The sequence below is a fragment of the Pseudoalteromonas sp. 2CM32C genome, assembly GCF_023161925.1.
Taxonomy (GTDB): Bacteria; Pseudomonadota; Gammaproteobacteria; order Enterobacterales; family Alteromonadaceae; genus Pseudoalteromonas; species Pseudoalteromonas marina.
This window is the reverse complement of the sequence record NZ_JALNTI010000001.1, coordinates 323,317-343,208: the sequence shown is the minus strand read 5'-3', so window position 1 is coordinate 343,208 and position 19,892 is coordinate 323,317. Positions and strand designations below refer to the sequence as shown.

The 19,892-nt window shown below is 40.4% G+C and carries 16 protein-coding genes; 9 read left to right on the top strand and 7 right to left on the bottom strand.

What is annotated here, in order from left to right; all coding sequences use genetic code 11:
- The first annotated feature begins 254 nt into the window (after positions 1-254).
- The 4 genes from prfC (at position 255) to MTF67_RS01585 (ending at position 5,361) form a co-directional block, all read left to right on the top strand.
- Positions 255-1,844: a peptide chain release factor 3 gene (gene prfC, locus MTF67_RS01600; protein WP_248518530.1), complete on the top strand. Its 1,590-nt coding sequence runs from the start codon at positions 255-257 to the stop codon at positions 1,842-1,844.
- 62 nt (positions 1,845-1,906) lie between these two features.
- The gene (gene argS, locus MTF67_RS01595) at positions 1,907-3,649 is read left to right on the top strand and encodes an arginine--tRNA ligase (protein ID WP_248518529.1); all 1,743 of its coding nucleotides are present in this window, start codon (positions 1,907-1,909) and stop codon (positions 3,647-3,649) included.
- Between the two features lie 284 nt (positions 3,650-3,933).
- On the top strand, positions 3,934-4,572 hold the full coding sequence (gene pdxH / locus MTF67_RS01590; RefSeq protein ID WP_248518528.1) for a pyridoxamine 5'-phosphate oxidase: 639 nt from the start codon (positions 3,934-3,936) through the stop codon (positions 4,570-4,572).
- A gap of 21 nt (positions 4,573-4,593) precedes the next feature.
- Positions 4,594-5,361 (top strand): TatD family hydrolase, encoded by a 768-nt coding sequence (locus MTF67_RS01585; protein WP_039036499.1) that lies wholly within the window; start codon positions 4,594-4,596, stop codon positions 5,359-5,361.
- Here MTF67_RS01585 and MTF67_RS01580 read toward each other — a convergent pair.
- Complete coding sequence (locus MTF67_RS01580; protein ID WP_039036500.1) at positions 5,328-5,948, bottom strand: AhpA/YtjB family protein; 621 nt, start codon at positions 5,946-5,948, stop codon at positions 5,328-5,330. The genes MTF67_RS01585 and MTF67_RS01580 overlap by 34 nt on opposite strands.
- 148 nt (positions 5,949-6,096) lie before the next feature.
- Here MTF67_RS01580 and serB point away from each other — a divergent pair, with 148 nt between their 5' ends.
- Entirely contained in the window at positions 6,097-7,116 is a 1,020-nt protein-coding gene (gene serB, locus MTF67_RS01575; RefSeq protein ID WP_010555822.1) for a phosphoserine phosphatase SerB, read from the top strand.
- A gap of 25 nt (positions 7,117-7,141) precedes the next feature.
- Here the strand turns inward: serB and MTF67_RS01570 are convergent, their stop codons facing one another.
- Positions 7,142-9,619 carry a PilZ domain-containing protein gene (locus tag MTF67_RS01570; RefSeq protein ID WP_248518527.1) on the bottom strand — a complete coding sequence of 826 codons (2,478 nt, stop codon included), beginning with the start codon at positions 9,617-9,619 and terminating at the stop codon, positions 7,142-7,144.
- Positions 9,620-9,978: 359 nt separating this feature from the next.
- Between MTF67_RS01570 and radA the strand changes: the two genes are divergently transcribed.
- The gene (gene radA, locus MTF67_RS01565) at positions 9,979-11,364 is read left to right on the top strand and encodes a DNA repair protein RadA (protein WP_008130364.1); all 1,386 of its coding nucleotides are present in this window, start codon (positions 9,979-9,981) and stop codon (positions 11,362-11,364) included.
- A 74-nt stretch (positions 11,365-11,438) separates the two neighbouring features.
- Positions 11,439-12,371: a hypothetical protein gene (locus MTF67_RS01560; RefSeq protein WP_248518526.1), complete on the top strand. Its 933-nt coding sequence runs from the start codon at positions 11,439-11,441 to the stop codon at positions 12,369-12,371.
- A 76-nt stretch (positions 12,372-12,447) separates the two neighbouring features.
- Here MTF67_RS01560 and serA read toward each other — a convergent pair whose 3' ends face one another.
- The 5 genes from serA to metK form a co-directional block, all read right to left on the bottom strand.
- On the bottom strand, positions 12,448-13,677 hold the full coding sequence (gene serA, locus MTF67_RS01555) for a phosphoglycerate dehydrogenase (protein ID WP_006791939.1): 1,230 nt from the start codon (positions 13,675-13,677) through the stop codon (positions 12,448-12,450).
- A gap of 9 nt (positions 13,678-13,686) precedes the next feature.
- Positions 13,687-14,340, bottom strand: a complete 654-nt coding sequence (gene rpiA, locus MTF67_RS01550; protein WP_058428471.1) for a ribose-5-phosphate isomerase RpiA — start codon at positions 14,338-14,340, stop codon at positions 13,687-13,689.
- Positions 14,341-14,393: 53 nt separating this feature from the next.
- Positions 14,394-14,990 carry a 5-formyltetrahydrofolate cyclo-ligase gene (locus MTF67_RS01545; protein ID WP_248518525.1) on the bottom strand — a complete coding sequence of 199 codons (597 nt, stop codon included), beginning with the start codon at positions 14,988-14,990 and terminating at the stop codon, positions 14,394-14,396.
- Between the two features lie 20 nt (positions 14,991-15,010).
- Positions 15,011-15,559: a hypothetical protein gene (locus MTF67_RS01540; RefSeq protein ID WP_248518524.1), complete on the bottom strand. Its 549-nt coding sequence runs from the start codon at positions 15,557-15,559 to the stop codon at positions 15,011-15,013.
- Positions 15,560-15,722: 163 nt separating this feature from the next.
- Complete coding sequence (metK, locus tag MTF67_RS01535; RefSeq protein WP_006791943.1) at positions 15,723-16,874, bottom strand: methionine adenosyltransferase; 1,152 nt, start codon at positions 16,872-16,874, stop codon at positions 15,723-15,725.
- A gap of 305 nt (positions 16,875-17,179) precedes the next feature.
- Here metK and tkt point away from each other — a divergent pair, with 305 nt between their 5' ends.
- Positions 17,180-19,171, top strand: coding sequence for a transketolase (gene tkt / locus MTF67_RS01530; RefSeq protein ID WP_203984545.1), 1,992 nt, complete (start codon positions 17,180-17,182; stop codon positions 19,169-19,171).
- A 347-nt stretch (positions 19,172-19,518) separates the two neighbouring features.
- Positions 19,519-19,833: a pyrimidine/purine nucleoside phosphorylase gene (locus tag MTF67_RS01525; protein ID WP_138740245.1), complete on the top strand. Its 315-nt coding sequence runs from the start codon at positions 19,519-19,521 to the stop codon at positions 19,831-19,833.
- Positions 19,834-19,892 lie beyond the last annotated feature (59 nt).

Sequence of the window (19,892 nt, the reverse complement as noted above, 5' to 3'; positions counted from 1 at the left end):
CAAATTACAAACTAAACGGCCTGAGCTTAAATATTGATAAAAAAGATCAGTTAATAACTAACCATTGATTGTTTAAAGGGTCAAGATCAGCGAAAATAGTCTTTAATTACGATTAACATAACGGATCGCAAACTAGGAGCTAATTTACTCTTGGTTTTGGTGTGTTGAGGTTTCGGGGTTTAGCAGTTTTAGCCTTTAAACGTCTGCACACTTTATGGTGATATTATCCGTATTCAAACTATAAGAACTTTTTAATGGCAGACCAAAATCTCCTTAGCGAAATAAATAAACGACGTACTTTTGCAATTATATCTCACCCGGATGCAGGTAAAACCACCATCACCGAAAAAGTACTTTTGTTCGGACAAGCGATTCAAAAAGCCGGTACTGTAAAAGGCCGTGGCTCTAATCAGCATGCAAAGTCTGACTGGATGGAAATGGAAAAAGAGCGTGGTATATCGGTTACTACCTCTGTAATGCAATTTCCGTATAACAATGCGCTGGTTAATTTACTTGATACCCCTGGACACGAAGACTTCTCAGAAGATACGTACCGTACATTGACCGCGGTAGATTCGTGTTTAATGGTTATTGATGCCGCAAAAGGTGTAGAAGAACGTACCCGTAAGCTAATGGAAGTTACGCGCCTACGTACCACGCCAATTGTAACCTTTATGAATAAGTGTGACCGTGATATTCGTGACCCAATGGAACTACTTGATGAAGTAGAAACAGAGCTCAATATTGCCTGTGCGCCTATCACTTGGCCAATTGGTTGTGGTAAAGAGTTTAAAGGTGTTTATCACATTCATAATGACGAAGCGGTTTTATACAAAACAGGCCAAGGTCATACAATTCAGGAAGTTCGCACTGTTAAAGGCCTTGATAACCCAGAGCTAGATACCGCCATTGGTGAAGAACTCGCTGAGCAACTACGTGAAGAGCTAGAGCTTGTTATAGGTGCTTCAAACGAGTTTGACCTTGAACTATTTTTAGCGGGTGAGCTTTCGCCAGTGTACTTTGGTACCGCCCTTGGTAACTTTGGTGTAGACCATGTACTTGATGGTTTAACACAGTGGGCGCCAACGCCGCTACCGCGTGAAACAGAAGACCGCCAAGTAATCGCAACAGAAGAGAACTTTACTGGTTTTGTATTTAAAATACAGGCTAACATGGATCCAAAACACCGTGACCGTATTGCCTTTATGCGTATTGTGTCGGGTAAATACAGTCAAGGCATGAAGATGAATCATGTACGCCTTGGTAAACAGGTGAGTATTTCAGATGCAGTAACCTTTATGGCAGGCGATCGTGAGCGTGCAGCAGATGCATTCGCAGGCGATATTATAGGCCTACATAACCACGGTACAATCCAAATTGGTGATACCTTTACGCAAGGCGAAAAGCTTAAGTTTAGCGGTATTCCTAACTTTGCGCCTGAGCTATTTCGTCGTATTCGTTTGCGCGATCCGCTTAAACAAAAGCAGCTATTAAAAGGCTTAGTACAGCTTTCTGAAGAAGGTGCGGTACAAGTATTTAGACCGCTCATTAATAACGACTTAATTGTAGGCGCGGTAGGTGTACTACAGTTTGACGTAGTTGTAGCGCGCTTAAAAGCTGAGTACAACGTAGATGCAATTTACGAAGGTGTAAACGTAAATACAGCGCGCTGGGTAAGCTCAACTGACGTTAAAAAGTTTGAAGAGTTTAAACGTAAGTGCGAAAGCAACTTAGCACTTGATGGTGGCGATAACTTAACTTACATAGCACCGAGCCGTGTAAACCTTAATTTATCGACAGAGCGTTACCCAGAAGTAACCTTTAACCATACTCGCGAAAACTAGAATTGACTGACTAAAGTAAACTGAAAGCCTGCTATGGCGGGCTTACAAAGGTAAATAATATAATGAACATTCGTACTATTTTAGTGGAAAAAGCCATTGCCGCCATGACCGCAGCAGGCCTACCAGAAGACACAAACCCAGCGGTTACACAAAGCACACGCCCACAATTTGGTGACTACCAAATTAATGGTGCAATGGGCGCCGCTAAAAAAATGAAAAGCAACCCACGTGAGCTTGCGCAAAAAATTATTGATCAGTTAGATGTAAGCGACATTGCTGAAAAAACTGAAATTGCTGGCCCTGGTTTTATTAATATTCATTTAAAGCCTGAGTTTTTAGCCAACAGTGTTAAAGCAGCAAACAGCGATGCAAAGCTTGCCGTAAACGAGCACACTAAGCCACAAACTGTTGTTGTAGATTACTCATCACCTAACCTTGCAAAAGAAATGCACGTAGGTCATTTACGCTCAACCATTATTGGTGATGCCATTGTACGCGCCCTTGAATTTAGAGGCGATAAAGTAATTCGTCAAAACCACATGGGCGATTGGGGCACACAATTTGGTATGCTGATTGCGCATTTAGAAGATCAAATTAGCCAAGGCGTAGACTTAGAGTCGGTAGCGCTTGCTGATTTAGAAACGTTTTACCGCGACGCTAAAAAACGCTTTGACGATGAAGAAGGTTTTGCAGATAAAGCCCGTGATTACGTCGTTAAACTACAAGGCGGCGATGCGCACTGTGAAAAACTATGGAAGCTATTTATAGCAACCTCTGTTAAGCACTCTGAAGAAGTTTACAAACGCCTAAATGTAACGCTTACTCAAGCTGATATTATGGCTGAAAGTGCTTACAACGCAGAGCTTAACGATATTATTAGCTTATTAAAAGATAAAAACATTGCTGTAGAGTCGCAAGGCGCACAAGTAGTATTTTTAGATGAGCTTGCAAATAAAGACGGTGAGCCATCTGCGTTTATCGTGCAAAAGTCAGGCGGTGGCTTTTTATATGCAACCACTGATTTAGCCGCGTGTGATTACCGCTCAAATAAATTGGGTGCTGAACGTATTTTAATATTTGTTGATGCACGCCAGAGCCTTCACTTTAACCAAGTAGAGCTTACCGCACGTAAAGCAGGCCTTTTACGCGATGAAACAAGCTACGAGTTTTGCCCGTTTGGCACCATGATGGGCGCCGATGGTAAACCATTTAAAACCCGTACAGGTGGTACAGTAAAACTTGCTGATTTACTTGAAGAGTCGATTAGCCGTGCAGCAACAAAACTTGCTGAGCGTGAATCTGATTTATCAGAACATGATCGCAGCGAAATTGCGCGTAAAGTAGGTATTGGCGCTGTTAAATACGCTGATCTTTCTAAGCATCGTACCAGCGATTACATATTCAACTGGGACAGCATGCTAAGTTTTGAAGGCGCAACAGCACCTTACTTACAATATGCTTATACTCGCGTGCGTAGTATTTTCCGTAAATCAGGTGTCGATGCCGATACGCTAAATGCTGATGTAGCCATAGCTGAGCCGCAAGAAAAAGCACTCGCGCTTAAACTACTGCAGCTTGAAGAAGTGCTTGATTTAATGATCAATGAGGCCACTCCGCACGTATTATGTGGTTACTTATACGAGCTAGCTAGCTTATACATGACATTCTACGAAGCCTGCCCAGTACTTAAAGAAGGCGTAGAGCCAAACGTACGTGACAGCCGTTTAGTGTTGTGTAATTTGGTGGCAGATACGCTAAAAACTGGATTGGATTTGTTAGGCATTGAAGTCATGGAGCAAATGTAATCACCTTCTGCTTCGTGTAGTTCGCTTTAGCTGCGTTGGTAAAACTATTTATCCTAAGTCACATACAAACCGTATGCTCCTTGGCATAAATAGTTTTACCGCCTTGCTAGCACTTCTACACTTGCAGATGGTAGGTTTGACCGTAGGTTGGGTTGAGTGAAACGAAACCCAACATTAACCAAGCACTAACCCAAAATATAAAATTGTTCTTATTACTGATTACTATTGATTGCCTGACCTTAACTTACCCACATACGCTTTAATAAACAGAGAAGGATTTGTTTATGAAACTCGAAGACATCCGCCGTGAATACCTGCAAGACGCGCTAAGCGAAGCTAATTTGCAAGATGATCCATTCAAACAATTTGAAACGTGGCTTGAGCATGCTGTGGGCAGTAATATCCCAGACCCAACGGCCATGGTTGTGGCAACGGTTGATGAAACCGGCCAACCTTCGCAGCGCATTGTATTGTTAAAACATTTAGATGATAACGGGTTTGTGTTTTTTACTAATACCGGCTCACGTAAAGCGCAAGAGCTAAAAGGCAATAACAAAATATCGCTGCACTTTCCGTGGCACCATATGGAACGCCAAGTAATTGTATACGGTGAGGCAAAACCATTACCTACATCAGCCGTGGCAAAATACTTTTTATCTCGACCTAAAGAAAGCCAATTAGCAGCATGGGCGTCGCAACAAAGCATGCCAGTGTCGTCGCGAAAAGTACTTATGGAAACCTTTGCTAATATGAAGAGCAAGTTTGCTAAAGGTGAAATCCCATTGCCTGATTTTTGGGGCGGTTACTGTGTAGTGCCTACTAAAATTGAGTTTTGGCAGGGCGGTGCACACCGTTTACATGACCGTTTTATGTACCAGCGCCAAGCAGATAACAACTGGCAAGTTACACGCTTAAACCCTTAATAAATTGATGATTAAGTAACCGTGCAATTTATTGACTCTCATTGCCATCTCGACTTTAGCGAGTTTGATTCAATTCGTGAATCGCTCATAAACGAGTGTATAGCAAAGGGAGTCAATCAGTTTGTTGTACCGGGTATTACGCTCGCTCAATCGCATACTCTTATCAAACTCAAAGCTACTTTTCCAAGTATAAAAATAGCTGCAGGGTTACATCCTTACTTTTTAGATCAACATAAAGAATCGCACATAGAAGCACTTTTTGAGTTCGGGGTTGCAAATAAGCATCATTTAATAGCTATAGGTGAGTGTGGGCTTGATAGAAGTATCGAAGACCTTGCAAAACAAACGAGTTTGTTTGAGCAGCAAATAACGATTGCTAATGAGCTAAATTTGCCGCTTATTGTCCATCATCGGCAAAGTCATGATTTAATTGCGCAATCGTTTAAACGCTGTAAGCCAAAATATGGTGGAGTGATACATGCGTTTTCTGGCTCACTACAGCAAGCACAGTATTATATTAAACAGGGTTTTAAATTAGGCGTGGGTGGGGTTATAACTTACGAGCGCGCAGCTAAAACCCGTAATGTAATTACTCAAATTGAACCTCAGCACTTAGTGCTCGAAACCGATTCGCCCTCAATGCCACTAAATGGTCATCAAGGTGAGATTAATACGCCGCTTCATATCCCTAATGTGTTCAACGCACTGTGTAGTTTAAAGCAAAGTAGCGATAAAGAGGTACTAGCTAAAATGCTCTACGACTCTTGCTCAGAGGTTTTTCGTATATAGCGGTTGACTTGCCAACGCTTTAAGCCACGCCCCAGTTGCCATGTGAAAATACATGCAATAACTAGCATTAACAAAACCTGACGACCCAAATCATGAAAATGGCTGTGGCTGTCTGAAATAGCAGCTCGTGTTAAATAGGTTACCGAAACAAACCCTAGAGGGCGATCATCATCGCTTACAACGGGTTCAACAAATGGTGTTTTAAGTTTACTTATTCCTGGAGTCGATTCTGGAAGTTGACCTAAAATATGGTGTGACTGCCAGTTATCACTGCTGGCGACTAAAATCCCCTGATGATCATAAATGGTAGCCGACAGTACAAATTCGTCTTTAGCTATGTCGTTACAAATAGTGTTTAACTGAGGTTTGTTTTTTTCTATCAGTGGTGTTTTAACATTTAAAGCCATAAATTGAGTTAAGCTTTGTGCTGTGTTGTCAGCGCTATCATATAATAACTGATGGCTTTGAAAGCTACTATTTACACCTACCCAACTAAGCAATACAAAACAGCCAGCGGCTAATAATAACCGTAAAAGTCGTTTTTTTTGTGATGCTGATATTGGATTTTTAAGATGGTTATTTTTCATAGTCACCGTATATGCTACTGACAGAATTTTGATTTGATGTTACAACTACTACTATAACCTTAAATTAACCCCGATGGCGAATTTAGCATTCATATTACCGCTTCAATTCGTTTTATATCAGTGGAATAAAAATAAACACGGAGATCCTATGTCGCAAATCAGCATGGCACAGCTTACTTCTCAGCAATCATTGTCAATGTTAACGCTCAACCAATGGTTTGCTCATAACAACGGGATTTTTACACTATTTGATGGTGTTCCAAATACACAAGAAGGGTTGTTTAGTATTGCATTTGCAGGTGACTTTAATGCGACAAGTATAGATACGTTTATTCAGTTTTTAGCTCATCATGGGCAAACGGTCACAGCATTATGCCAATACCAGCCTGATTTAGGCTTATCTCCAGCACTGTGTTTTTATACTCAAAATACAACGCAATCTATTAATCCATTAACGCTTAAAGCGTTTTCAGAAACACTAGAGTGCCAATTAGTACAAATTAATACACCGCCTAACCTTTACGAGCCGGGTTTGTTAGTGATGGATATGGATTCAACAGCGATTACTATTGAATGTATTGATGAAATAGCACGCTTAGCAAATGTGTACGATGATGTGGCATCTGTAACAGCCCTCGCAATGGCAGGTAAACTCGATTTTAGTGAAAGCTTAAATCAACGCGTAGGTAAGCTTAAAGGCATTGAAAAAAAACTTATTGAAGAATTAAAAAATACCTTGCCACTAATGCCGGGCATAAAAGCCTTGTGCCAAGTACTAAAACATCACAATTGGTATTTAGCAATTGCATCGGGCGGTTTTGTGCCATTTGCAGAGCGTGTTCAGGAGCTAATTAATTTAGATGAAGTACATGCAAATGTGCTTGAATTTAAAGATGATAAATTAACTGGTAAGGTACTTGGTACGATTGTGGATGCACAGCAAAAAGCGGTTATTTTAGAGTCTTTGCAAGCTAAGCTCGGACTTGAAAAAATACAAACAGTGGCGATTGGCGATGGTGCAAATGATCTCGTTATGATGGCAAAGGCTGGGCTTGGGGTTGCTGTTCATGGTAAACCAAAAGTAGTTGAGCAAGCGCAAGCAGCTATTTGTAAAGGCTCGTTATTACAGTTACTTTATATGCTCGCTATTCCGTTAAACAAAAAATAACGATGGCATATTAGCGTTAAACCGCTTAGCGAGAGCGGTTTAACCAAAGCAGTTTACGACGGCCCATTTGGTCAACCTTTTGTTGATCTAACTCAAAATGACTTAAAGCTTCTTCTGTAATATCAACCACATCACCCACACCTGTTACCGACCATAAAGCTTCTTCCAACTCTTTAGCTTTATGTAACGCGTATTGACTCACATAGCTAAGCTCGTTGGATAGGTAATCTGTATCTGGGCGACCAGTACGTGAAATATATAGTCGCATAACAAATATAATTTGAGACTTAATCCCCTTGCTAATTTGTTCATTAAAGCTGCTGTAATCTTCACCTAATATACACTGGCTTTGAATAGCTTCGGTGACTTTATCTTGTCGGGGGTCAAAATTGATTGCCAGTGTAAACGCAAGTGGCGGATCTTGTCTGCTGCGATCTTTTATATTTGGAGTGATCACATTTAAAATTTGCTCGTTAGTTATTATACTCGACACGTCCGTTTTATTGCTAAGTAGACCAAAGTTTTGTAAAAGTACATGCAGCGGGCTTGAATATAAACCATAACCAATTGCACCCACTTTAAAATGTGCCGCTTCTTTGTGTAAATACAGCGGAAATTGGCAAACGCTTTTTGTTACCATGTTTCTAAGTGCTGTAGAGAGTCCTTCAATTTTAGGAGCCTCTTCACTTACCTTTAATTTATCTTTGTTATTTTCAATTAATTGTGTAAAAAAACTAACGCCAGCATGGGGTAAGTCAGCCACTCTATTGGCTTTTAAGTTAACGGTGGTCAGTGACTTACTGATAGCCATAACCTCGTACTTGAGTTCGTTTAATGCATGCTTTTTAGTTATTTTTTGTAAATCAGGGAATGTTAAAAAGACAATGTCGCCTTTTTTAAAGCTAACAGGCTGATCGCACTCTAGTTGTAGCCCCATGACTGAAAAATCGCGCGTATGTCCACTTAATACCGTATCATTTATGTGTAATTTAACGTCGGTTTTGTATAAATAGCGTTTATGCGAGCGTAAATTTACATACTCAAGCGCAACAATGTCTAAATAGGGAGCCGTTTTATGTTTGGCATGCCCAAAAAGTTTAAGCTGATTGACCAAAGCTTTATCGTAAGTTATTTGTTTATAACGCAATTGCTCAACGCTATTACCTACACTAGTTAGTACAACAATATATTTTACGTCTTTAACTAACCCTTCAACACGAGGCGAAGGAGGTTTGTTAAGTTTTTCAATGTTACTACCAGCAGAATTTGGCAGTGAAAGTGGTATGTAAGCATCATCAGGATGGCTCGGCATTATCTGAATTTTAAAGCATTGCCAGCTTTCTTTTTGACTACCGAACCCTAAAAATAAATCACGTAGTTTGGCATTGTTGTTTAATTCGGTGCGGGTTGCTGAATAGTAATAAACCTTTCCAGAGGACACATGTGTAAAGGTGTACAGGTAATCTTCTTTAACCGCTGTTGGTTGCGTTAATAACCCACAGACCCGTTTATGGTTAAGCACGTTGTATAAGCAAGGTACACTTCTTTCATCGGTAAAGTAGCGCTGAATAAAAATATTATTTTCGGTTGTTAAGCTTAAACTAGGATAATACTGATCGTCTTTTTTACTTAAAAACACATACAATGAAGTAACACGAGGTATGTAATATTGCTCATAACCTTTAGACACAACAGCATCAAGCGTGTTATCTAAATTAACTTTGTAGCGGCGTTTATTTCCGTGAATAAAGCTTTCTAAAAAGTTATCAAAGGCTTCATTATTTTCAACATAAGTTCGCTTTAAGCGAATATGATTAAACTCACGTGAGATATTCTCAACGGCAACTACTTCATATTGAATTCCATTTTTTAAACCCAGTTCAAAGTCTTGCTCTAGACCTACCAAACGCATTGCTATTAGTTGGCCTTTTCTGATTATGTTTCGCTTTGCCAGCTTTATTTTACAGCCGCTCAAAGAAATATCAGAGGTACTTGCTTTAATATTTTTCTTATCGTTATATTCAATAGTAACTTTTATTGAATAATTCATTCTTTCTTCTGCACGGCTTTCGTAAGATGCAAATTTAATAACACTGGTATTTAGTAAATCTTCTTGCTCTTGCTTATTCCCTTTTTCGGCGGCTTCTTTTTGCATTACGCGGTGATTATTTTCCGTATTCATAACCGCTTCGTAAACAGCAAGTGTGTATTTACCATGCTGTTTTAATGCGCTTTCAAACACTTCAATGGCCGTTTCATCCATAAAGTGCTGTTTACCATTATGTTCGTAAGGTTTTACTTGTCCTGTAACTAAACCGCGTAGATCAATAAAGCGCTCGACAGGCTGAGAAAGGCGCGACATTTCCATTTTAATTAAAAACTGTTCAGGCTTCGTAAGCTCTGCTGTTTTTGATTTAAAAATTAGGTCAAACTTGGCGTTGCCTAAATATTGTTTTAGCTCATTAACGAGGGACTCGTGTTTGAGCATGATGTCATCAGCCATTTATAAAACCATCACCGTCTCTTTGAAAAAGTAGGTATACTGTTAAATCCATTTATTAGAAATTCAATAAACGTAAAGCGTGCTATGTTATTAATATAGGTACGATTTTTAGAGCAACTACCATTTAGTTTTTGTTATTATGTGTTATGTGCCATTTTATTGGCAAGTTACTTTTATTCAATTTTAAAGCAAAAACTGTGCCCTAAGATATATAAAAGTAAAACAGTTAATTAGGTAATGATTGTGGCTTAAGAAATTTGCACAGGCAAGCTATGTTGCTATGTAAATAGATGAAATGGCAAAATAACAACAAAACAGTACGCATTTTTAAATTCAATGATTAATAAATAAGGTTATTAATGGCTAAAGCGGCAAAAGTAGAGTTTGTTTGTACAGAGTGTGGCATGAACTATCAACGTTGGCAGGGGCAATGTCGTTGCGGTGCGTGGAATACATTAGCTGAATTTAAACCTTCAGCAGGGCAAAGTAAAAAAGCAACTGCACGCTCAAGTGTTGGCGGTTATGCCGGAGGTATTGGTGGTGGTTCTAAAAAAATTAATGACATAGCGACCGTTGAAGCCGAAAAACAACTCACAGAAATAGGCGAGCTTGACCGTGTTTTAAGTGGTGGTGTTACTACGGGTTCTGTAAATATTATTTCGGGCGATCCTGGTGCGGGTAAAACAACGCTTTTATCTGATTTGGTGGCAAGAATGTCAAAGCGTATGCCGTCTCTTTACTGTACCGCTGAGGAGTCTTTGTCGCAGTTTAAAAATCGTGTTAATCGCTTAAAGTTAGACTATAACGCCGATGAGCTTTATTTGCTTTCAGAAACCAGCGTTGAGACCATTATTGAAGAGCTTGATAAAAATAAAATAAAGTTTGCAGTCATCGACTCCATTCAAGCCGTTGTTACAGACACTGCAAATGGCAGCCCAGGTTCGCCTTCGCAAGTTAAAAGTGCCGCTCAAGCATTAACTCAATATTGTAAGCAGAATGACGTGACCATGTTTATTATTGCTCACGTGAATAAAAATAACGAAATTGCAGGCCCGCAAACCTTGGTGCACATTGTTGATGCGCTATTACACATAGACACCAATGATGGACAAATTCGTACCTTACGTGCCAATAAAAACCGCTTTGGTGACATTGATACTGTGGGTATTTTTAAAATGTGTGAGCGTGGAATGTTAAGCGTAGACAACCCGAGTGAGATATTTTTATCAGGCTCGACGACTGAATCCCCGGGGTCGTCTATTACCTGTATCCGTAAAGGTAATCGGAATCTATTGCTTGAAATACAATGTTTAACAACAGAAACCGAGGCTGAATTTCCACAGCGTGTTTGTGTCGGTTTAAATATGAACCGCATAAAAATGCTCACAGGTATTTTACGTAAACATACAAAAACAAAAATATTTCACGACACCTTTTTTAATATTGTGGGTGGTTTAAAAATTGATGAATCAGAAACCTGTATAGATTTAGCCCTTGTTACTGCGTTACTAAGTAGCTTGAACGAATTTGTTGTGCCTCGAACCACTTGTATTATGGGGGAGTTGAGTTTAAACGGTGATGTGCGCCCAATAGACAGCGGCGTACCACGAGTTAAAGAAGCTGCACAGCATGGTTTTACAGAAATATTTATCCCGTTTCGTAACTACCATAAATCAATGGAAGGCCTAGGCGCTAAAATAACTCCAGTAAAAACGGTACATGAGTTATTGAGCCTGATTAATTAACGCTTACAGCGACTGGTATGCAATGTTACTCTTGGGTTAATACAATTTTTATAAAAATAGAATAAGGAAATAATATGAAAAAATTAATTATAGCCGCAGCGATTATTGCCGCAGGTGTTGGCGGCGTTAGCTACGCTAACTATGTTGCAACCCAAGAGGTTCGTGCTGAAGTAGACAAGCAGCTGGCCATGGTGAGTGAGCAAACGGGTGCAACATTTAAATATGCTGGCTTATCTGCAAGTGTTATTTCAAAAAGTGTTGAAATTACAAGTATGGAAGTAATAAGCCCTGAGGGCGAGAGTGTAGCCAACGTTCAAAGTATTGAAGTTAAAGGCTACGAAACCGATAAAATTTCGCCGCATACATCGCTTGATGTAAAAAATCTGACGCTCAGTAAAGACTTTATTGCCACACTGCCTGCTGACACAAATGCCATATTAGCATCAGCAAGTTACAATCTGCATTCATCTTTAGATTATAATGAAGAGTCTGGTGAAAGCGATATGGTTGTAAAGCTCAATGCTCAAGATGTGGTCAGTTTTAATATGGACTTAGGGCTAGCTAATTCTAAACCGCTTATGGATACGTCGCTTGCGATGAGCAAAGAACAAAAGCAAGCGGGTGATACCCCTCTAACTTATGAGCAGCAACTGCAACAGCAAACACGTATGATGCAAGCAATGAGCAAGCTTGAACCCCGTAACGCAAGCTTTGTTATAAATAACCAAGGTAAACTTAAAGAGTTATTAGAAAGTGAGCTTTCAAAGCAAGGTATGACTATTGAGCAAATGCAAGCAATGTTAGCCCAGCAGTTAGAGCAAGCGCCTGTAACTGAAGAAATAGCGAATGCGTTAACCAGCTTTGCCAGCGGTTTAAATTCGTTAACTGTTTCAGCAAAATTGCCTGAAGGCCAAACTATGATGGAAGTTAACCAGCAATTAATGATGCTAGCTGGTAAGCCAGAAGAACTGGTAAAGTTTATAAATTTAGAAGTTAAAGGCGACTAATCACGATAAGTTGTTAAATCATAATTTAAAAAGCCGCACTTATTTAATCAAATGCGGCTTTTATTATAGATAATGTTTAGTGAAGAATACGCGCTCTAATTGTTCCTTCAACTGCACTTAGCTCTTTAAGCGCTACTTCAGAGTGGTCGGTATCAACGTCAATAACCACATAACCAATTGCTTCATCAGTTTGTAAGTACTGAGCCGCTATATTGATACCGTGCTGCGCAAACGCTTGGTTAATTTGCGTTAACACACCAGGGCGGTTGTGGTGAACATGCAATAAGCGACTACGGTTAGCAAGCTCTGGCAGTGATACCTCAGGGAAGTTAACGGCGGTAATTGTAGAGCCGTTATCTGAGTATTTAGCCAATTTACCTGCCACTTCAATACCAATATTTTCTTGAGCTTCTTGAGTTGAACCACCAATATGCGGCGTTAAAATAACGTTATCGAAGTCGCGTAGTGGCGATACAAACTCTTCATCGTTAGATTTAGGTTCAACGGGGAACACGTCAATTGCTGCACCACTTAGCTTTTTCTCGCTAAGTGATTCTGCAAGGGCATCAATATCAACAACGGTGCCGCGAGAGGCGTTAATTAAAATAGCGCCTTGTTTCATTACCGCAAGCTCTGCCGAACCGATTAAGTTTTTGGTTTGTGGTGTTTCTGGCACATGCAAACTAATTACATCAGAGCGCTGAAGTAGCTGAGTCAAGTTATGCACTTGTTTTGCATTACCCAGTGTTAGCTTATCTTCAATGTCGTAAAACTCGACGTTCATACCAATGTTTTCAGCCATAATACCTAGCTGAGTACCAATGTGGCCATAGCCAATAATACCCAACGTTTTACCACGTGCTTCAAATGAACCCGTTGCTGTTTTTAGCCACTCACCACGGTGAGCCGCAGCATTTCGCTCAGGTATACCGCGAAGTAAAAGCAGTATTTCACCAAGTACTAGCTCTGCAACAGAGCGTGTATTTGAAAATGGCGCATTAAATACAGCAATACCACGCTGGCGAGCGTTACTTAAGTCAACCTGGTTTGTGCCAATACAAAAACAACCAATAGCAATCAGCTTTTCTGCAGCATCTAAAACAGCTTCGTTAATATGAGTACGAGAACGCAGACCTACAAAGTGAGCGTCTTTAATACGTTCTTTAAGCTCGTCTTCCGGTAGCGATGTTTTAACGTAGTCTATATTGCTGTAACCATTTCGTTTTAGCGTTTCAACTGCGCTTTGGTGCACACCTTCAAGCAAGAGAATTTTAATTTTGTCTTTTGCTAACGATACCTTACTCATAACCTCATCCTATTTAATTTGAGGCCCATTTTTAGTGCCGATAATTACTTTATCAGCACCACGCATCGCAAATAGGCCATTGGTAACTACGCCAACAATTTGATTTATATCTGTCTCAAGTTGCTTAGCATTGGTAATATTTAAATTATATACGTCTAAAATAACGTTGCCGTTATCGGTAACCACACCTTGGCGGTAGACTGGGTCGCCGCCTAACTTTAATAACTCACGTGCTACGTAGCTGCGCGCCATTGGAATAACTTCAACTGGAAGCGGAAATTCCCCCAATGTGTCCACTAGTTTGGTGTCATCAACAATACACACAAACTGCTTAGCAACTGCAGCCACAATTTTTTCACGGGTAAGTGCAGCACCACCGCCTTTAATCATTTCGTTTTGAGCGTTAATTTCATCAGCGCCGTCGATATAAACATCGAGTGCATCGATATCGTTTAGCTCAAACACTTCAATACCGAGCTCTTTTAAACGCGCTGTAGAAGCTTCAGAGCTTGATACAGCACCTACTAAAGTGTCTTTAACTGTGCCAAGGGCATCAATAAAGTGATTAACGGTTGAGCCTGTGCCTACACCTACTATCGTGTTTTCTTTTACAAACTCGAGTGCAGCCCATGCTGCTGCTTTTTTTAATTCGTCTTGTGTCATTATTTTGTGCTCATGTATGTCAAACGTGTGCTGCAAGTATGCGAATAATCACATCACCAGCAGTAATTTTTGTTCGGTGTTATTATGGTTTTAAGCGGTACGTCCCAAGACTCTATTGGCAATACATCAACTTTTTGGCACTCATGTGCAAGGCCTATAAGTCGTGGTTTTTGCCAGTTTTCATCGTGTAAACGAGCCAGTGTTCTATCGTAAAACCCACCTCCCATTCCTAAGCGATTACCTTGATTATCAAATGCAACTAATGGCATAAGTAAGTAGTCCAGCTCGGGTAAAGGGCATATTTGACTGCAATTTAGCTTAGGTTCAAAGATACCATAGCGATTTGCCTTCATGGGTGAGTTTTTCTCATAGCGCTGAAACAGCAAAGTGGCGCCATTAAATGGGTGTATTACTGGTAGGTAAATAACGTGATTTAAGTTCCATAATTCTTTAATTAACAAGGAGGTATCAAGCTCTCCGTCGTTACTTAAATAAATGGCGATGTGTTGGTTTTTAGCTGTTTTTTTTGTTTTTAAGTATTGAATAAAATTCATACTTAAAGATTGAAATGCTAAATTTTGCTGTTCATTAGACAAATTATTACGTAATTCGCGAATAGATTTTCTTATTTGGGCGCGTGAATCGCTCATTTTTCAAACTTACCAACTAATTAAAAAGCAAATAAAGCAGGAAACGCCAAGTACACCGCAAGTATAATAAGCAACGTAACAACCGTAGCTATTAACGAATAAAGCAATGCATTACTGCGTTTTTTAGGCTGAGTTATTAGTTCCTCGTCCAGTAATAGCTCTTCGTCTTGCCATTCGTCTTCATCTACTTCAGGGTTTTTTGTTTGGTTTTCAGGTAGGCGCTGCTCAAGGTCTTCGAGTTTTTCTTCTAGCCTGATTAAACTGCTGGTTATGTAGTCTAATGCGTCAAAAATACGCTCATCTCGCTGGCTATCACTTACCGTTTGAGTGGTTTTTTCAGTATTTGTCGATACAGCTTGAAGCTTACTTTTAATACCCATTCCAACAAGTAGCTTAGCTTGTTTTAATGCTTTGTTTTTATCGCTAGGCGCAAATAAAGGCTTACCTTTAAAAAATAAGGCTACTTTTTCTTCTGAGATCTTTAGTTTTGCCGCCAGTGTTGTACACGCTGTTTTTGAGTCAACGTTATCAGCGAGTCCAGCAAATATAACGCGAAAGTTATCGGTCATTTAAATATCCCTAAAGCTTTATAATTAAATGAGTATATACCTAAAGTATAAAAAAGTTCGAGGACCAATTAATAGTTATTTTTTAAACTATGAATTAGCGTTGCGTTACATAATTGCTAGCTATAAAAAAGGCCCTTAAAAGGGCCGTTTTTTTGCTTTAGTCTTAAAGACCCGCTGCTGCTCGAAGTGCGTCAGCTTTATCTGTGCGTTCCCATGGGAATTCGTCACGGCCAAAGTGGCCGTAAGCTGCAGTAGGAAGGTAGATAGGGCGCTCTAAATCAAGCATTTGAATTAAGCCGTAAGGGCGTAGGTCAAAATGTTCACGAATTAATTCGATTAAACGTGCTTCTTCTAATTTACCAGTACCAAACGTTTCAACACTAATAGAAGTTGGCTCTGCAACACCTATTGCGTAAGATACTTGTAATTCACACTTATCAGCAAGGCCAGCAGCCACTACGTTTTTAGCCACGTAACGTGCAGCGTATGCAGCTGAGCGGTCAACTTTTGATGGATCTTTACCAGAGAAAGCACCACCACCGTGACGTGCCATACCACCGTATGTATCAACAATGATTTTACGTCCTGTTAAACCACAGTCACCCATTGGACCACCAATTACAAAGCGGCCTGTTGGGTTAATAAAAAACTTAGTTGCGCTTGTGATTAGTTCAGCAGGAAGTACTGGCTTGATGATGGTTTCCATCACAGCTTCTACTAAATCGTTTTGAGAGATGTCTTCGCTGTGCTGAGTTGACAAAACAACCGCATCAATACCTACTGGCTTACCGTTTTCGTATGCAAAAGTAACTTGAGATTTTGCATCTGGGCGTAACCAGTTAAGCTCGCCGCTTTTACGTACTTGTGCTTGACGTTGAACTAAACGGTGAGAATACGTGATAGGTGCAGGCATTAACACTTCAGTTTCGTTACATGCGTAACCAAACATTAAACCTTGGTCGCCAGCGCCTTGTTCTTCTGGGCTAGTACGGTCAACACCTTGGTTAATGTCTGGAGACTGTTTACCAATGGTGTTCAAAATTGCACACGAGTCAGCATCAAAACCCATATCTGAGTGAGTGTAGCCAATTTCACGTACTGTTTTACGCGTAATCTCTTCTATATCAACCCATGCGCTAGTAGTGATTTCACCACCAACCATAACCATACCTGTTTTCACGTATGTTTCGCACGCAACGCGGGCATGAGAGTCTTGCTCTAGGATAGCATCAAGAACCGCATCAGAGATTTGGTCGGCGATTTTATCCGGATGACCTTCAGAAACAGATTCAGAAGTAAATAAATGTTTTGCCATTGTAATTATGCTCACAAATATTGCGCTTCACAAACGTCGGTATTAGCGCTAAAAAATTAAGGGGCGTATTTTATCTAAAACGAAACACCTTGCATAGTGTTTTTACGCCTAGACGTCTAAATTAAATTAGTTATGACATTATGGTCTTAAAAAATATTCATAATACCTCATTTTTATAGGGTTTTTAATTGCACACAGCCCCCACAATAAGTAAGAATGGTCGCAATAAAAGTGCTCTTGTAACTTGAGTACATAAACGAACACATAAATACCCGCGCAAATACATATATAAGGTAGGAGAATTCATGCCATCTCGCAAAGAACTTGCAAATGCTATTCGCGTCTTGTCAATGGACGCAGTACAAAAGGCCAAATCTGGTCACCCTGGAGCCCCTATGGGCATGGCTGATATCGCAGAAGTATTATGGCGCGATTATCTAAAACATAATCCATCAAATCCAGAGTGGGCAGACCGAGATCGATTTATACTGTCAAACGGCCACGGTTCAATGCTTATCTATTCTTTATTGCACTTAAGTGGTTATGATTTACCGTTGGACGAAATTAAAAACTTCCGTCAAATGCACTCTAAAACACCAGGCCACCCAGAATACGGTTATGCGCCAGGTATCGAGACCACTACGGGCCCACTAGGCCAAGGGATCACAAATGCGGTAGGCATGGCAATTGCTGAAAAAGCGCTTGCGGCACAATTTAACCGTGAAGGTCACGACATTGTTGATCACCATACCTATGCATTCATGGGCGACGGTTGTTTAATGGAAGGCATTTCGCATGAAGCCTGTTCGCTTGCCGGCACATTAGGCCTAGGCAAGCTGGTTGCTTTTTGGGATGACAACGGCATTTCTATTGATGGTGAAGTTGAAGGTTGGTTTAGCGATGACACACCAGCACGTTTTAAAGCGTACGGCTGGCACGTAATTAGTGACGTTGATGGCCACGACAGCGATGCAGTAAGTGCTGCAATTAGCGAAGCAAAAAGCGTGACTGATAAACCAACACTAATTTGTTGTAAAACAATTATTGGTTACGGTTCACCGAATAAATCGGGTAGCCACGACTGTCACGGTGCACCACTTGGCGATGACGAAATTAAAGCATCGCGTGAGTTTTTAGGTTGGACGGGCGATGCATTTGAAATCCCTGAAGACATTTACGCACAGTGGGATGGAAAAGCTAAAGGCCAAGAGCTTGAATCAAGCTGGGACGAAAAGTTTGCAGCCTATGCAAAAGCATTCCCAGAGCTTGCAGCTGAGTACAAACGCCGTACAAATTCAGATTTACCTGCCGATTGGGCTGAAAAGTCACAAGCGTATATTGAGCAGTTACAAGCAAACCCGGCAAATCCAGCATCTCGTAAAGCGTCACAAAATGCATTAAATGCATTTGGTCCATTATTACCAGAATTTATGGGTGGCTCTGCCGATTTAGCAGGTTCAAACTTAACAATTTGGGAAGGCTCTAAAGGCCTAACGGCGGACGATGCAAGTGGTAACTACGTTTACTACGGTGTGCGTGAGTTTGGTATGTCGGCAATTATGAACGGTATTGCACTTCATAAAGGCTTTATTCCTTACGGTGCAACATTCTTAATGTTTATGGAATACGCACGCAACGCGGTTCGTATGGCTGCATTAATGAAGCAACCAAGTATTTTTGTATACACGCACGATTCAATTGGTTTAGGTGAAGATGGTCCAACTCACCAACCAGTAGAGCAAATTGCCAGCATGCGTTTAACGCCTAACCTTTATAACTGGCGCCCGTGTGACCAAGTTGAGTCAGCAATTGCATGGCAACAAGCTATTGAACGTAAAGACGGTCCTACATCGTTAATATTCACACGCCAAGGTCTTGAGCAACAGGCGCGTGACGCACAACAGCTAAGCGACGTCAAAAAGGGTGGTTACATCCTTAGCTGTGACGGCAACCCAGAGCTAATTATTATTGCAACCGGTTCTGAGGTGCAATTAGCACAAGATTCAGCTACTGAATTACGCAGCCAAGGTAAAAAGGTACGTGTTGTATCTATGCCATGTACTGATGCATTTGAAGATCAATCGCCTGAGTACAAAGAAAGCGTATTACCAGCAAGCGTTTCACGTCGCGTAGCGGTAGAGGCAGGTATTGCTGATTACTGGTACAAGTATGTAGGCCTAAATGGCGCCGTAGTCGGTATGACCACCTTTGGTGAGTCTGCACCAGCTAACGAGTTGTTTGAGCACTTTGGCTTTACGGTTGAAAACATTGTAAGTAAAGCAAACGCACTTTTTTAATCGTTTTTGATTAAATAAGTTAAGTAACTTAAAAACCCGCTAATGTGCGGGTTTTTTTATGCCCATATATGAAACAACTCCATCTTATACCAATCCGCTTAATTAAGTGATCTATTTTGAGGATAGATAAACGTGTTGATAGCTAGGCAAAAAATTCGTTATTTAGTTGTTCTAAATGAGGATTTTTTAACGCAGATAGCGACACTTTTAGACCCTAAAAATGATTAAGCATTATTGCGAATTGGTATTAAGCGTTACTGCTTTTCTTGCAAGAAAGTAAGCTATCAGGCAAGGTAGTGCGATAAAATTTATAAATAAAGATCTTTAAATTAATAGCAGGAGCTAAAATGTCTCAGTTTGAAAATGTAAGCGTAGTTAAAAAGGCCAACGTGTATTTTGACGGTAAAGTGTCAAGCCGTACGGTTGTATTTAGCGATGGAACTACCAAAACATTAGGCTTTATGCAGCCAGGTGAATTTGTATTCGATACCAGTAAAAAAGAACTCATGGAGCTTTTAGGTGGCCAGTGGGATATTTTATTACCAGGCGAGAGTGAGTGGAAAACATTTAATGCGGGCGAGTCATTTAATGTAGACGCTAACGTAAGCTTTAAAGTAAAAGTAAGTGATTTTGCCGACTACTGTTGCTCATACACAGATTAATAGCTAGCACAGCTAGACGTCTGAAAGCCCATGATTTATGGGCTTTGCATAAACTTTGC